Origin of the sequence: Pontibacillus litoralis JSM 072002 (assembly GCF_000775615.1) — a bacterium.
GTDB lineage: Bacteria > Bacillota > Bacilli > Bacillales > BH030062 > Pontibacillus > Pontibacillus litoralis.
Genome location: NZ_AVPG01000021.1, coordinates 40,854 through 56,815 on the forward strand (window position 1 = coordinate 40,854; position 15,962 = coordinate 56,815).

Consider the following 15,962-nt stretch of genomic DNA (forward strand, 5'->3'; position numbering starts at 1 on the left):
TACATAATAAACAGGTCATCTGATGAATTCGATAAAAGACATACCCTCTATCATTATAGAGAGTATATCTTTATCTTCTATGACCTACTGTACATAATCTGCTAACGCTGATTCGACTCCTGTTAAATGGTTAAGCATTAATTTTTGGGCAAGTTGGTCATCGCATTGTTCGATTGCGTAATAGATTGTCCAATGCTCTTCTAATAAAGTTAGCATATTTTGCTCAGAAAAAAGCCATAGTCGTCTCGTTTCTCGCATTGCTTCCTTCATAATCTCTGAAACACTTTGCATTAGGTTGTATAGCATATGATTATGGCTAGCTTTTGCAATAGCTAGATGAAACTCTAGGTCGGCTTTCTCGCCAAGATCACCATTGCCTCCAGCTCGTTCCATTTCATATAGCGCCTGCTTCATAGAAAGTAAATCTTCTTTAGTATGATTGTTTACAGCAGATTCTACAACCCCAATTTCTAAAATTTTTCGGACCTCTAGCAATTCTTTTACATTTTCTCGCTTCATTAAGAAAGCAACAGACAATGGGACAGAAAACCTTGAAGCGTCAAACTGCTTCACAAATGTCCCTTCTCCTTGCCTCATTTCTAGCACACCCATTGCTCGCAGTGCACTTAGTGCTTCTCTAATCGCAGATCGGCCAACGTTAAAGTTCTTTGCTAAACGTTCAACGGACTCCAGCTTATCCCCAGGTTGTAAAGAACCATTTTTGAGCATAGCTAACAAAGAATCAGCTACTTCTTCATATATCTTCTTTGCTTGAATTTGTTTATACTCCACAGCTTCTTCCTCCAGCCTATCCATACACATGAATCGTTGTTAACAAGAATTCAATTCCCTTCAACGTTCTATTATACACTACTTAAAAGATCATGAGTAGAATAAAGCCACCAATTCCTGCTAAAACTCCGTACAATAATGCTGGTCCTATTGTTTTGCGAATAATGTCTCCCTCTTTACCAGTCAAACCAACAACAGCTGTGGCAGCTACAACGTTGTGCACACAAATCATATTACCTGCAGAAGAGCCCATAATCTGTGACGCTAATACAACATCGGTATTCATCCCTGTTTGTGCCGCAATACTGTATTGAACTGGTGAGAATGTTAACGTTGATACTGTTGCACTACCTGTAATGAAAGAACCTAATTCACCTAAAAACGGTGCAACAAATATCCACATAGATCCAAATCCAGCTGCAAGTGTTTCTGCAATATGTTGTGGCATACTGACTAAATCATTCGCATTTAATCCCGAATTCGTAAAGACTTGTACTAATGCAAGTGTAGAAACAAGTGCTAAGCCAGCATTTTTCATTCCACCTAACGTTTGCTTAGAAGCTTTTGTGAAATTACGAATCGATTTACGTTGAATAAATACGGCTAATATAGCTGAACCAACTAAAATCGTACCTGGTGAATATAATACTTGCCACGCAGAATCAATTCCTTCAATGCCTAAAATGCCATTCCAAGAAAGGTCCACATATTTTAAAGTGAATGCTTTAACAGGTTCTATAATACGTGTTGCAAGCAGAAGAACAACAACGATTAAGTAAGGAGACCAAGCTGTAAATAAGCCCATTTCAGACTTCTCTGTTTCTTCCTGATATCCTTCCTTCAGTGCATCGACCCACTTATCCTCTGGAATAAGAAATCCTCGTTTTGCCGTTAACGTTGCCACAATTAAACCAGTTAATGCAGCTAATATGGAAACGAATTCAGGCCCAAATAAATAAGCGTACGCAAAAGCAGATACTGAATACGTTGCACCGATAAGTAGTGTCCATGGCAATAATTGAAAAGCTTCTTTCATTCCTTTATTCTTACCAAAGAAAAACGTTAGAACAAATACTAATATGAAAGGTACAAACGTTGCACCGATTAAATCGATTAATGTAATCTTTACTCCTACACTTTGGAACAATGCCTCATTTGCTCCTGGAACGTTACTTAAACCGACTTGAACTGGTGTCCCTACAGCTCCAAATGATACAGCAGAACTATCCGCAATTAAGGCAATTGCAGCAGCTGCCATTGGTGTAAAACCTAATGCAACCATCAATGGACCTGTTACAGCTGCAGGCGTACCAAATCCCGCGGCACCTTCAATTAATGATCCAAATAGAAATGCAACAATGACGACTTGCACGCGCATATCGCTCGAAATACTACGGAACCCTTGATTAATTCTGTTTACAGCTCCTGTATTACGTAATGTATCTAATAAAACCATTGCTCCAAATAAAATTAATAGTATGGTTAGCGCTTTATGAGAACCTTGCAAAATCGATGCAAATATAACGTTCCCTTCTACTCCCCATACACTAAATGCGAATAAAATAACAATAATCGCACTATAAAACATTCCTTTTACAGCAGGCATTCTTAGTAATACCAAAAAAATGAAAGGTGCAATAATTGCACTCAAAGATGCCAATAATACCATAATGAATTTCCTCCCATTCCCCCGTTGATCATACGATAAAACGCTTTCAACATTTTTCTTTTCATATTTCCTACCATAATATTTTCCGGTCATCTGACGACCGAATCATAAACTATTGTAAACGTTTGCTTTCAACATTTCAACATATATCTAAAAATTGTATTAGAAAACAACAGGAAATGGCTTTATTTATCTTTCTTTTCCCCCACATAAATTGATTTATATGCCGATGAAGATGGTGGAATTTTGATATTAATTCACAAAAAAAAGCTTGTAGAAAGCAACACAATTGCTTCTACAAGCTTTTCTATACATTCATCAAGGATTGTATAAAATCGGAGATCCCGGTCCAAGATCAATACCGAACAACATCCAAACGACTAACATAATTGTCCAACTAATTAAGAAGAAAATGGAGTATGGTACCATAACGGAAATCATCGTACCAATTCCCATATTTTTATCATACTTTTGTGCGAATGCAATAACAATTGCAAAGTACGTCATAAGTGGCGTAATAATATTCGTCGAAGAATCCGCAATACGATAAGCCATTTGCGTTAATTCAGGAGAATATCCTAGCTGCATCATAATCGGAACGAACACTGGTGCCATCATTGCCCATTTGGCTGATGCACTTCCAATAAATAAGTTAATGAAAGCAGATATAGCGATGAACACGATGATTAAAGGAATGCCAGATAAGTTAATGCTTTGAAGGAATTCTGCACCATACACACCTAACACTAGCCCCATATTCGATTCCGTAAAATAAGCTACAAACTGACCTGCAGTGAATGCAAGTACAATAAACATTCCCATAGATGCCATCGTATCAGATAATTGGTTGGCAACATCTTTATCATTCTTAATAGATTTCGTTACCAATCCATATACTAAACCAGGCACAAAGAATATAATTGTAATAACGGGTACAAGTGAACTCATAAATGGTGATTGAATAATTGAACCACCTTCACCACGCATCGGTGCATTTTCTGGCAAGATTAATAGAGATAATATAGCAGCTGTCACTATTGCAGAAACAACCGACCACACAATACCCTTCTTCTCTATAGACGTTAGCTTGTCCATCGTACCTACGTAATCGCCTTTATATTCACCTAAGCGAGGTACAATAATCTTCTCCGTAACCCATGAACCTACAAATGTTAACAAGAATACGGATACAGCAATAAAGTAATAGTTCATTGCGAGGTTCATAGTTTCGGCATATGCTGGATCAATAATTTTGGCCGCTTCGATTGTTAGCTCTCCCAACAATGGGTCTGTTGCAGACAATAATAGGTTAGCACTAAATCCAGCAGATACACTGGCAAATGCTGCTGCCAAACCAGCTAATGGGTGACGACCAAGTGACGCAAATATGACTGCACCAAGTGGTGGTAACACAACATATCCTGCATCTGATGCAACACTAGACATAATACCCGCAAATACTAGTCCTATTGTCACTAGCTTATTAGGCACAGATTGAACAAATCCACGAAGCATTGCACTAATTAGTCCAGAACGCTCGGCAATTCCGATCCCAATCATCGTCAACAACACAATTCCTAACGGAGCAAATCCGATAAAGTTATCTGTCATGCTTGTAAAAATATATTCAATACCATCAGAACTTAATAAGTTTTTAACTTCAACGATTTCGCCTTCGTTACCTGGATGCTCTACTTTAATTCCAAAAGATGAAACAACAGCAGAAAGTACAAGTACTATTCCAGCTAAAATCGCAAACAGCGTAATTGGGTGAGGTAGCTTGTTCCCGACTTTTTCAATCATATCGAGAAAGCTTTTAAAAGCCCCTTTTCGTTGTTTACTCATGAATCTTACCCTCCTGCAAATGATGAAAATAGGTTAAAAAATCGCACAATTATTATTATACCGTTTACAACGAATTTACAAAAGAAGAACTTTCTTTGCAAAAACACGGTTTATGCTAAAAAAAGCCCAATTTATAGGGATATTTCTAAAATAAAATTTTTTCAAAAAAATTTTATTCCCTATCACGAAGAAGATTTATTAAGATAATTTCATAGATTTTCTCTAGTTTTTGGCAATAGAAACGTTCTTTATACTTTCATTGAATGATAACTTCTTTTACAAAAACACACAAAAGTTTAATTTTCTTGCTTTTTAATCATTCCAAATAATTAAATAATTCTGTAATATGTTGTGTCCAATATACACGATAAACCCCAGCACTAAATCTGGAGTTTATGCTATACTTAAATGATTTGACTTTGGGCATATTTTTTCATTTGCTCATAAGCTTCTTGTTCATTTACATAATTTGTCCGAGTTGCTATTTCACTTACACTTCCATTTTGCAAGTCTACGGAAACAGTCGTATCATATTCATATGTAGCATTCCCGCGAAGTTGAATCGTATATTTCCCTTCGCTTTGAGTCACCGTGCATATAACAAAACCACCACGATTAAATACGGTTATTTCCTCATCTAAATTATTTTCTTTTAATAAAACCGTTGTTAACGAAGAGGCAGACATCGCTGTTCCACACGCATTCGTTAACCCTACTCCACGTTCATACGTGCGGACAAAAATTTTATTCCGAGCTAACAATTGTACAAAGCTAACATTCACCCCATTAGGTAATAAAAATTTATTTTCATTTGCTTGCCTTCCTATCAAGTTTAATTGCTCATCTTCTATCCTGTTCACAACAGCTATTAAATGAGGATTCGGAACCGCTACCGCAGTAAATAATAAGTTTTCGGATAATGGATCTAACGGCTGATTTACGTGCTGTGCTTTTGCAATATTTAGTGGTAATGACGCTGGGCGAAGACGAACTGGTTCAATAGCTACTTCAAAGGATGGGATATTTTCAAACATATCGTCCATTTGTTTCACTGATAAATTCGCTTCTTTCGTTTCAATTACGATTTCCGTATTATCCAGCTGTTCACATACGTAACGTCCAACGCACCTGAGTCCATTACCACACATTTCAGCCTCTGATCCATCCGGATTAAACATCCTCATTCGAGCATGCGCTTGATGACTTGGCATCGTGAACAAAATTCCATCTGCACCTATGCTTCCTTCGCGATCACATAGTAACCGCGCTATCTGAACACGTTCATTCTCAGAAAAATGGTACTGGTGCTTCAGTTCATCTATTAACACGAAATCATTACTAGAACCATGACATTTCACAATTTGTATATCCAATTAAACCACTCCTTTATCGTTTACCTATTGTATTATTCTTTATTGTGCTGCTAATTCTAGAGAAATTCAAGAGATTCGAAAAGAGGACCCCAAAACAAATAGGACTCTTTACACTTTATTTAATTCCCACTCTCTTCGTAAAATCCCCATTTTAATCGCATCAAAATATTCATCATTTACCATTCTTGCTTGTCTCACTCTCGCTTCTTCTATCATCCCTATTTTTTTTGCAACTTTTATCATTCTTAAATTTCCTGACCAAGTGGACATTCCTAATCGGTGCAATTTAGTAGATTCGAAAAGAAAATCAATCCAAAGTTTATAAGCTTCCGTGCCATATCCACCATTCCAGTATTTCTTGTCATAAATAACAATACCAGTTTCTAACCAATTAGTATGTTTATCTATCCAATAAGAACTTACACTACCAATTAATTCATCTCCTACAATAATAACTAACGCACCAGCTACTTTTTGAGTAGAAAAATGATTATCTTTCCATTTTTGCATAAATTCTTTCTTTGATATTTTAGGTTCATTTATATATGGGCCATTCCATTTCTTTGCTTCTTGTTCTTCTTCTTCATATTTCCAATAATATAAATTACCAAGATCTTGATCAGTAGCTTCCTTTAATATGATTTTTTCTCCAACAATTTCAATCATTAAAAAGGCACCTCCGATGGATAATTTCTGGTTATTTTAATTATATCAAAGTATGCCCTTATTGGGATTAAAACGAAGTACAATGTAATTATAAAAATAGTGACTCACACGAGTAAAGTCTTGTTCGTGTGAGTCACTATTTGTTTCGTTTACTGGGGGTTATCCCAGCCTCTTTTTCATTTATTTCATTACTGATTGTTCTTGTAAAGCGTGTAGCCTTTCTTGTACTTGCTCTTCTGTTAGTTCGTGCTCGGCAACATAGCGGTTGCGTTCATGGACGCGGCATTCATGAGAACAGCCACGGAGATATTTGTGTTCATTTTCTTCTGAGCACAAAATCTGTTTATTACATGCTGGATTGGCGCAATTGACATACCGTTCACAAGGCTGTCCTGTAAAGTGATCTTTTCCTACGACCACATGCTCCACTTGGTTAATTGGTACACTTATTCTCTCATCGAAAACGTACATTTGTCCATCCCATAGGTCCCCTTTCACTTCTGGGTCTTTGCCGTACGTTGCAATTCCACCATGAAGCTGACCGACATTTTCGAATCCTTCCTTTTTCAACCATCCAGAGAATTTCTCACAACGGATACCACCTGTACAGTATGTTAATATTTCTTTACCTTCTAATTGATCTTTATTTTCACGTATCCAATCTGGTAGCTCACGAAATGTTCTTATATCTGGACGAATAGCGCCACGGAAGTGACCTAAATCGTACTCATAATCGTTTCTCGCATCGATTACCACGGTGTTCTCTTGTTTCATCTTCTCATAAAATTGTTTCGGTTCTAAATATTTACCAGTTAACTCTTTTGGATTAATATCGTCTTCTAGTCTTAAAGTAACAAGCTCTGGACGCGGACGGCAGTGCATTTTCTTAAACGCGTGCCCTTCCGATTCATCAATCTTAAACGGCATATCAGCGAAACGAGCGTCCGCATGCATTGCATTCATATATTGTTGGGCTTGCTCTACCGTACCAGATACAGTTCCATTAATTCCTTCTTGTGCCACAAGGATTCTTCCTTTTAAGCCGATTGTTTTGCACAGCTCTAAATGGTTGCTAGCGAATTGTTCTGGATCTTCTATCGTCACGTATTGATAATAAAGTAACACGCGGTAATTTTTATTTGTCATTGTCTTTTCCACCTTTAATTCATATTTGCAGGATACAAATTAGGTAGTAGAGCTTGGAAAGAATAGCTCACGTAAACCATGATTTCATCCATACTTACAATCAGCTATTATATAATAAGAAGATATACATTTGCAATATTATGGTCTATGATATGGTTTGGTGAGTTTATAGAAAGGGGGGAATAAACTTGACTACTGTTTTTATTATTGGTGTTTTCATTTTTGTTATCGTGTTCGTTTTATCCTTAATTACGATTTCAAAAGGGTATAAATACGATCATACGATTGATCCGATTCCTGATCAGCAAAAAAAAGACAGCCCTTCCTCTTAAGGTTGGGCTTGGCTTCCCTTTTCATTCGTACAAATGACAGGCTACAAAATGATTTGACTGTACTTCTTTCCATTCAGGTACTTTTTCCTGACATTTATCCATCACTCTTGGGCATCGCGTACGAAAAACACAACCACTTGGTGGATGAAGTGGACTCGGAACGTCACCACTCACGACGATACGTTCCCTTTTTTTAAAATTAGGGTCCGGAATCGGGATAGAAGAAAGTAATGCTTGTGTATACGGATGAAGAGGTTTTGCGTGTAATGCTTCACTAGAGGCGAGTTCGATTCTATTACCTAAATACATAACTAAAATGCGATCTGATATATACTTGACCATCGATAAATCATGCGCTATAAACAAATACGTTAATCCCATTCGTTGTTGCAAGCTTTTTAATAAATTAACAATTTGCGCTTGAATGGAAACATCTAGCGCTGAGATTGGTTCATCGCATACGATAAATTTCGGATTCACGGCTAGTGCACGAGCTATTCCTATTCGTTGCCGCTGTCCCCCACTAAATTCATGAGGATACCGATTCCGATGCTCTTCATCTAATCCAACGAGGTCGAGCAATTCAAGCACACGCTCTTTTCTTTTTTTTCCTTTAGCTAAATGGTGAATATCTAATCCCTCCGCTACGATATCTTCTACAGCCATTCGAGGATTTAAAGAGGCATAAGGATCTTGAAATATCATTTGAACTTCCCGCCTTAATTGCTTCAAACGATTTCCTCTCATTTTTAACATGTCTTCTCCTTTGAACACAAGCTCACCGCCGGTTGGTTCATTTAAACGAATCATTGCTCGTCCTACCGTTGATTTCCCACATCCTGATTCTCCAACAAGTCCTACCGTTTCTCCTTCAGAAATATCCAACGAAATGTTATCAACAGCTTTTAACGTTTGATTTTGCACGTTATAATATTTCTTCAATCCCTTCACTTGCATGAACGGTTGTGCATCTATAGTCATCAAGCATTCCTCCTAGCATTATCTTACAACTTGCGCCATCGGATGTCGTAACCAACATGATGAATAATGTTCCCCATTCACATGCTCCAAGGTAGGATGATGATTTTTACAAATACGCATCGCTTGCTCACATCTAGCATAGAAAGGACATCCAGGAGAGGGGTCCATTAAATCAGGCGGAGAACCAATGATTGGACGTAAAGCTTGTGCACGTTGTTGATCTAATCTCGGAATAGATTGTAAAAGCCCTTTCGTATATGGATGCTGGGCATTAGCAAATATTTCTTCAGCAGTTCCTGACTCCACTACTACACCAGCATACATCACAACAACATAGTCACACGTCTCTGCCACCACTCCTAAATCATGTGTGATAAGTAGAATTGAAGTCCCCATTTCCTCTTGCAACTTCTTCAATAACTGGAGAATTTGCGCTTGAATCGTTACATCAAGTGCTGTTGTCGGCTCATCCGCAATCAAAAGTTCAGGCTGGCATGCTAAAGAGATAGCAATCATGACACGTTGACGCATACCACCAGAAAATTCATGAGGATACTGATCAAATCTCTGTTCTGGTTGCGGTATCCCTACCAAATGAAGTAGTTGTATCGCCTCCTCTTTCGCCTCTTTTCCATTAAATGCTCGATGCTTCATCATTCCTTCCGTTATTTGGCGGCCAATCGTTAATGTTGGATTTAAAGAAGTCATCGGATCTTGAAAAATCATCCCCATTTCATTCCCACGTATCCGTTCCATTTGACGCTCTGTTTTCTGTAGTATATCCTCTCCATTAAACAAAATTTCCCCACCTTTATATTCAGCAGGGGGACATGATAATAATTGCATCATCGCTTTGGCGGTGACGCTTTTTCCACACCCTGATTCTCCAACGATTGCCACCGTACTTCCTCGAGGGACAGAGAAAGATACTCCCCGAACGGCTTGCACCTCTCCCCCATACGTATGGAACGAAACGGCTAAGTTTTTCACTTCTATAATAGTACTCAAATTCTATCCCCCTATCATTTATTGACGTAATTTCGGGTCTAACGCATCTCGAAGTCCATCCCCGAACACGTTAAATGCAAACATCGTTAAAGAAATCAATATAGCAGGAAAGAACAGCTGATAGAAGTTTCCTACTAAAATACTATCTAGCGCATCATTTGCCATTGTTCCCCAACTCGCTTGTGGAGCAGGAATTCCTAATCCAAGAAAACTTAACGTTGCCTCCGCAAAAATCGCCGTCGGAACGGTTAAGGTTACATTGACGAGAATCGGTCCTAACGTGTTCGGTATCATATGTTTATGAAGCTTCCATTTCATAGTTGCCCCTAGAGCTTCTGAAGCTTGGACATACTCTTGTTGTTTCAACTGCAACACTTGTCCTCTTACTAAGCGAGCCATAGGGATCCAACCGGTAATTGTCATCGCTAAAATAATCGTCCATAACCCTTGCTCTAGCACAACCATTAATAAAATTACTAACAATAAATAAGGAATGGCATAAAGCGTTTCAGCAATTCTCATCATGGCGTTATCTGTACGCTCATTTGAGATGCCTGAAATTCCTCCATAAACAATACCTACGATAAAATCGATGAGCGCTGCCATCAATCCGATAAATAAAGAAATACGCGCTCCATACCACACTCTTGTAAAAATATCTCTTCCCAATTGGTCGGTTCCAAACCAGTGATCGACGTTCGGTTCAAGGTTCTTCTTCGTAAAATCTTGCTCGTAATACGTATAGCTATTTAAATAAGGACCAATAATGGCGAGAATCGTTAAGGCGAGAATCGCAATCAATCCAAACATCGCCAGTTTATTCTCCTTTAAGCGGCGCCACACATCCTCCCAATAAGAAACGCTCGGACGATTGATTTTCTCTGCTTCTGTAAAGTTGTCATGAACTTTCTCAAACATGTCTTGGGTAAGGTGTCGTTTCTCGCTCATCATTCGCCCTCCCCAGTAATTTTTATTCTAGGGTCGATGAATGTATAGGCGATATCCACGAGAAACACTAGGAAAATTAATATCGCCGCATAGAAAATGGTTGACCCTAATATAACCGGATAATCCCGGTTAAAAATGCCAATAACAAACATTTCCCCCATCCCAGGAATACCGAATATTTTCTCTATAATAAAGCTTCCTGTTACGAGGTTAGTCGTAATAATACCAAGGACGGTGACGACAGGTAATAGTGCATTTCGAAAAGCATGCTGCAAAATAACCATATGCCGGGAGAGCCCCTTTGCTTTCGCTGTATACATATAATCTTGTCCTAATACTTCAAGCATGCTTGACCTCATTAATCGAGCAATGTAAGCCATTGGCATCATTGCTAGGGAAATTGATGGTAAAATCGTATGGGACCAAGATTCCCAAGTAGCTACCGGTAGCAACCGCCATTCTACTGCGACATAATTAATGAGAAACGTTGCTAATATAAAACTAGGAACAGAAATACCAATGATAGATAACACCATGGCCAAATAGTCAGGCCAGCGGTTACGGTTTAATGAAGCAATGACGCCAAAGATGAGACCGAAGCAAACAGCAATGATCAGTGCTTGAATTCCTAAATGCAGCGATACGGGAAATCCGTTAACAATATAATCATTCACTGTAATTGTTTTAGACTTTAAAGACGGCCCGAAATCAAATTGGGCTAATTGTTTCAAGTAAATGACGTACTGGACAGCAAGTGGTTCATCTAAGTGATAATATTGCTGTAAATTATTATATACTGCTTCTGGCATCGTACCTTCCTTTGCAAATGGATTACCAGGTATGCTATGCATTAATAGAAAGGTAATAGTAATGACGACCCACAACGTAACGACAGCCCAGACCAGACGTTTGAATATATAGTTCAACAAGTTTATCCACTCCATTCGATGGACATCAGAACACGTTAATGGAAATCCTGCCACCTGTAATGGCAGCAGGATTTATCGCTTTATTTTTCAATATTTGCGTAATGGAACTGGCTATATTTATTAATAGGTGTGTACATATTCTTTACATACGGTTTAACCGTGTATGGCTTGGTGTAGAAGTATATCGGCATTACTGGCATTTCGTCCATTAATATTTGTTCCGCTTTATGCATTGCGTCCATTCTTTCAGCAGGATCCATCGTCGTTTTAGCCGTTTGAATCAACGTATCATATTCTTCATTACTCCAATTGGCATCGTTGTAAGGTCCATCCGTTACCCAAAGATCCATAAAGGTCATTGGATCCACATAATCTCCTACCCAGCCTGCACGGGAAATGAGAAAGTCTCCTGCTTTTTCACGGTCAAGCTTGACTTGAAATTCCACATTTTCTAACTTCGATTGTATTCCTAAGTTTTTTCGCCACATTTCTTGAATAGCAGCCGCAATTGCTTGGTGACCTTCATCCGTGTTATACAAAATGGTCACTTTATCCATGGAATCTATTCCTTCCTCCGCAAGCCCTTCTTCTAGTAGCTGTTTCGCCTGCTCTACATCCATTTCAAAAAGCTCGCCACCATTATCACGGAAGTCTCCGTCTACGTCATTAATGCCACCTGGCACTACTCCATACGCTGGCGTTTGGCCACCTTGAGCAACAAACTCGACTAACTGTTCTCGATCTATAGCCATCGACAATGCTTTACGAACTTTCGCATTATTAAATGGTTTCTTTTCCGTATTAAAATTGTAGTAGTATGTTGCTAAATCGGACGCGATATTAAATTCTGGATCATCAGCACTACTTAACTCCCCAACAACGTCTTGAGGTAAAGGATATACGTAATCAAGCTCTCCATTTCGGTACATTTGCCACGTAGTGGAAGCTTCCTCAATCATCACAAAATGGATACCGTCTAAATGGACGAGATCCTTATCATAGTAATTATCATTTTTCTCTAGCATGATGTTCTCTTTATGATTCCATTCCGTTAACTTAAAGGCACCATTGGATACGTACCCTTCCGCCTCCTGGAACCACGTAGCATTGTCTTCTTGCACCTTTTTATTTATTGGATAATACGTATAGAACGACGTTAAGTCTAAAAAGTACGGTGTCGGCTTCTCTAACGTTACTTTCAATGTCTGGTCATCTAATACCTCAACCCCAACTTGACCTTTCAATTGTTGCAATTCATCCTCGCTCATATTGTCTATATCGGCTGAATTATAAGCTTCTGCCCCTTTTAAATAATACAATTGATACGCATAAGTTGAACCGACATTAGGATCTAACGCATGTAACCACGCATATGCGAAATCATGGGCAGTAACAGGGTCACCATTCGACCATTGCACATCCCCCTTTAAGAAGAAGGTCCATTCCATCCCATCTTCACTAGTCTCCCACTTTTCCGCCATACCTGGTTCAATTTCGCCATCGGCATTTTTCTTCGTCAATCCTTCAAAAAGGTGCGTTAGCGGCCAGGAATCGTGTGTCCCTTCTGCTAAGCCTGGGTGAAGTGCACCAGGTTCGCTCGAGTTGTTTAATCGCAGTATTTTGTCCTCTGCATCTTCTTTTGTCGTCTCCCCTCCATTTTCTTCTTCTCCACTACTTGTGCTAGTTGAGTCGTCCTCCCCTACATTATCCGTACTCCCATCAAAGCAACCTGCTAGTCCAATTACAAGCATCATCAGACCAATTACAACAATAAAACGCTTATTCATGAGCAACCCCCTTCATTAACTGAGCAATCTAAGAGAAAGATAGACGAATAGCTTTCTCCTTTTTCAATGTATGGGATAGTTTTTGATTTATGAGGATTTTTTTGTGACACTAAATTAAAAATACTATCGAAATAAACGTGTCAAAAAAGATAGAAAATTATTGATAATATTTTGTGGTTGGTAACTTGATTTCAGATGCAGTATGATAAGTATATGAAATCAACAACACTTATATATCAACTTATACAACATTATTGGGCAAGATTATCGGCATCGGATCCAGGCATGCCGAGATTGGCAGAAGCACTAAAAACCGTTTTTAGTGCACTCTTAGCCGTAGCAACCACTTCCGTTTTAATAAATTTTTTTGATATCGGAGAGTACACTGTACAGGTAAATGTTTTTTCTGGGATCATTGCTGTCGTTTGTATTCATATCATTGCAGAAGAACCGGTCGATAAAAGGAAAGTAACCTTCTTTTCCATGGGAGCGGTTAGTTTTATTACGTTTACCTTAGGAAGTTATTTAAACCAATTTATGCTTATGCCAGACATTGCTATCTTAATCACAGTATTCTTAGCTTTTTATTTATCAAAATACAATACAATCTATTTTTCTATTTGTCTCATGGCTTTTTTCTCCATATACTATGCGGTTATTCTTCGCGTTGAATTTGAGATGGTACCATGGTTCTACATATCCATCGTCAACGGGTTGGTATATGCTTTTCTCATTGAATTTATCTTATTAAAGGACCAACCAGATAAATCGTTAAAGCGAAGCATGCGTTCATTCCATATTCAAACGAACTTAATTCTTAACCTTGTAAAGCAATTAGTGACTTCACCAAACTTAACGTCTAGGCAGGTGAAAACATTAGAGAAGAACTTAACCAAGGTGAATGAATATGCTCGTCATATATCTGGGCAACTTAGTAACACAGACCCATCTACCGTATGGAAAGGATTAACCGCAAGAGAGCTAAGACTATACGTCTATGATGCGGATATGTTAATGAATACTTTGTTGACAACCGTACATAAATTACGCGAGATTCAGCAATTTGAAAAAAGCACATTCCAAAACGCTTTACTCGAAGTTATCGATGCCATACGTGATGTGAAAGTGCTACGGGACAATGACGCACAAAGCCAATTAAAACGAGCAGAGAAAGCACTACAGGTGTTGCGACAAGAAATTAAAGAAGAGTCTATAGGAAAGGAGAATGAAGAATGGCTCTATCTCGTTCGGCGTATTGAAACGATTACGAATCACGTCATTGAGGGGGCTTATGACTTACACCGTGAACGTCAGGAACACCTTAAGCAAGTTGAAACGTATCAAGAAACGAAAGAAGAAGTGTCACATGGCATCGACCTGAACACCAAGAAAGCCATTAAAGCATTGATAGCAGGGACTATTTCTATTTATCTAGGTTATACACTTACACCTGGGTATCCGTATTGGATCTTGCTTACTTCTTTCATTATATTCATGGGAACAGAATCTGTCGGAAAAACATTCAAAAAAGCGAATCAACGCATACTTGGCACAATATTAGGGTCTATTATCGGCTTCGGTATCGCAGATCAAATTTCAAGCCAACTACTTGAAATAACCATCATTTTTGTTTGTATATTTATGGCGTTTTACATTTATCCTGTATCTTATTCATTTATGATTTTCTGGATTACCGTAATTATTGCTATCCTATATGATTTATTATTAGGCGGCATTACCGTCAAAATTATGGGCGTGCGTATTATCGATACCTTTATTGGCTCCTATATTGGCTTTCTAACAGCAACCTTTATCTTTCCAACAAAAACAAAAGATAAAGTTACAGATTACATGAAGGAATTTATTGATGAACTAGAAGCATATATGAGCTCATACATGGATCAACTAGCGGATGTTTCTAATCCGGATGATTTCGCAGAGAGGAGTTTTAACCTAGATCAAAAACTAGACTCTATTCGGCAAGAAAAAAACAACATGAACAAGCGTTCTGGGCGACTCGGTCGCGGAGGGGTTGAACATTGGTACACTGTTTTAGCAGCCATTAATTATTACGCGAAACAATTACATGCCACTCGCCACCCTTTACCAGAAATGACCGAAGAGATTCATCAAACCTTAACGCACTCCCATCATTATGTCACACAAAATATAAGAAGCTTAAAGCAGTTACTAAACGGAAACACAACTATTACTATATGGCAACTGGAAGAAGATCGTAAATTAATTGAACAATTCACAGATGAAGGGGAATCGATTTTTCAACGTTTATTTGTTTACAAGTTATATCACGTTTGGTATATCAACAACTCCATCGTTACGCTAGCTAAAGAATTAGGTGCTAACATCGAACTATCTTCCAAGCAAAAACAAGAGTGATGACTAATGAGGCCACTGAAAAACTTACATTTTTATATTCCCAAGGTCTCCAAAATCTAAAAAAGGCACCATTTCGTTCTTTTTTGAAC

13 protein-coding genes are annotated in these 15,962 nt (G+C 38.3%); 2 read left to right on the plus strand and 11 right to left on the minus strand.

Going from position 1 to position 15,962, the window contains the following annotated elements; genetic code table 11:
- Positions 1–84 precede the first annotated feature (84 nt).
- From N784_RS12320 to trhO, 6 genes are all read right to left on the minus strand, one after another.
- Positions 85–792, minus strand: coding sequence for a FadR/GntR family transcriptional regulator (locus N784_RS12320; protein WP_036835359.1), 708 nt, complete (start codon positions 790–792; stop codon positions 85–87).
- A gap of 82 nt (positions 793–874) precedes the next feature.
- Positions 875–2,461: an L-lactate permease gene (locus tag N784_RS12325; RefSeq protein ID WP_036835361.1), complete on the minus strand. Its 1,587-nt coding sequence runs from the start codon at positions 2,459–2,461 to the stop codon at positions 875–877.
- A 318-nt stretch (positions 2,462–2,779) separates the two neighbouring features.
- Positions 2,780–4,306: an AbgT family transporter gene (locus tag N784_RS12330; RefSeq protein ID WP_036835364.1), complete on the minus strand. Its 1,527-nt coding sequence runs from the start codon at positions 4,304–4,306 to the stop codon at positions 2,780–2,782.
- Between the two features lie 404 nt (positions 4,307–4,710).
- Positions 4,711–5,679 carry a diaminopimelate epimerase gene (gene dapF, locus N784_RS12335; RefSeq protein ID WP_036835366.1) on the minus strand — a complete coding sequence of 323 codons (969 nt, stop codon included), beginning with the start codon at positions 5,677–5,679 and terminating at the stop codon, positions 4,711–4,713.
- 108 nt (positions 5,680–5,787) lie between these two features.
- Positions 5,788–6,345, minus strand: a complete 558-nt coding sequence (locus N784_RS12340) for a GNAT family N-acetyltransferase (protein WP_036835368.1) — start codon at positions 6,343–6,345, stop codon at positions 5,788–5,790.
- A 180-nt stretch (positions 6,346–6,525) separates the two neighbouring features.
- Positions 6,526–7,491, minus strand: a complete 966-nt coding sequence (trhO, locus tag N784_RS12345; protein WP_036835370.1) for an oxygen-dependent tRNA uridine(34) hydroxylase TrhO — start codon at positions 7,489–7,491, stop codon at positions 6,526–6,528.
- 188 nt (positions 7,492–7,679) lie between these two features.
- On the opposite strand from trhO, the gene ytzI reads away from it, so the two are divergent.
- The gene (gene ytzI, locus N784_RS16370) at positions 7,680–7,823 is read left to right on the plus strand and encodes a YtzI protein (protein ID WP_198134426.1); all 144 of its coding nucleotides are present in this window, start codon (positions 7,680–7,682) and stop codon (positions 7,821–7,823) included.
- 21 nt (positions 7,824–7,844) lie between these two features.
- Here ytzI and N784_RS12350 read toward each other — a convergent pair whose 3' ends face one another.
- From N784_RS12350 to N784_RS12370, 5 genes are all read right to left on the minus strand, one after another.
- Positions 7,845–8,804 (minus strand): ABC transporter ATP-binding protein, encoded by a 960-nt coding sequence (locus N784_RS12350; protein ID WP_036835373.1) that lies wholly within the window; start codon positions 8,802–8,804, stop codon positions 7,845–7,847.
- Positions 8,805–8,822: 18 nt separating this feature from the next.
- Entirely contained in the window at positions 8,823–9,812 is a 990-nt protein-coding gene (locus N784_RS12355) for an ABC transporter ATP-binding protein (protein ID WP_036835375.1), read from the minus strand.
- 18 nt (positions 9,813–9,830) lie between these two features.
- The gene (locus tag N784_RS12360) at positions 9,831–10,760 is read right to left on the minus strand and encodes an ABC transporter permease (RefSeq protein WP_036835377.1); all 930 of its coding nucleotides are present in this window, start codon (positions 10,758–10,760) and stop codon (positions 9,831–9,833) included.
- Positions 10,760–11,689: an ABC transporter permease gene (locus N784_RS12365; protein ID WP_036835379.1), complete on the minus strand. Its 930-nt coding sequence runs from the start codon at positions 11,687–11,689 to the stop codon at positions 10,760–10,762. The genes N784_RS12360 and N784_RS12365 overlap by 1 nt, the downstream gene beginning before the upstream one ends.
- An 80-nt stretch (positions 11,690–11,769) precedes the next feature.
- A complete protein-coding gene (locus N784_RS12370; protein WP_036835381.1) occupies positions 11,770–13,476 on the minus strand; it encodes a peptide ABC transporter substrate-binding protein in 1,707 nt (568 codons plus the stop codon).
- A 213-nt stretch (positions 13,477–13,689) separates the two neighbouring features.
- Between N784_RS12370 and N784_RS12375 the strand changes: the two genes are divergently transcribed.
- Complete coding sequence (locus tag N784_RS12375) at positions 13,690–15,873, plus strand: FUSC family protein (protein WP_036835383.1); 2,184 nt, start codon at positions 13,690–13,692, stop codon at positions 15,871–15,873.
- Positions 15,874–15,962 lie beyond the last annotated feature (89 nt).

Coding starts and splice junctions, on each gene's coding strand:
- N784_RS12325 (WP_036835361.1), bottom strand. CDS start 2,461: ATGGTATTATTGGCATCTTTGAGTGCAATTATTGCACCTTTCATTTTT.
- N784_RS12330 (WP_036835364.1), bottom strand. CDS start 4,306: ATGAGTAAACAACGAAAAGGGGCTTTTAAAAGCTTTCTCGATATGATT.
- N784_RS12340 (WP_036835368.1), bottom strand. CDS start 6,345: ATGATTGAAATTGTTGGAGAAAAAATCATATTAAAGGAAGCTACTGAT.
- trhO (WP_036835370.1), bottom strand. CDS start 7,491: ATGACAAATAAAAATTACCGCGTGTTACTTTATTATCAATACGTGACG.
- N784_RS12350 (WP_036835373.1), bottom strand. CDS start 8,804: ATGACTATAGATGCACAACCGTTCATGCAAGTGAAGGGATTGAAGAAA.
- N784_RS12360 (WP_036835377.1), bottom strand. CDS start 10,760: ATGAGCGAGAAACGACACCTTACCCAAGACATGTTTGAGAAAGTTCAT.
- N784_RS12370 (WP_036835381.1), bottom strand. CDS start 13,476: ATGAATAAGCGTTTTATTGTTGTAATTGGTCTGATGATGCTTGTAATT.
- N784_RS12375 (WP_036835383.1), top strand. CDS start 13,690: ATGAAATCAACAACACTTATATATCAACTTATACAACATTATTGGGCA.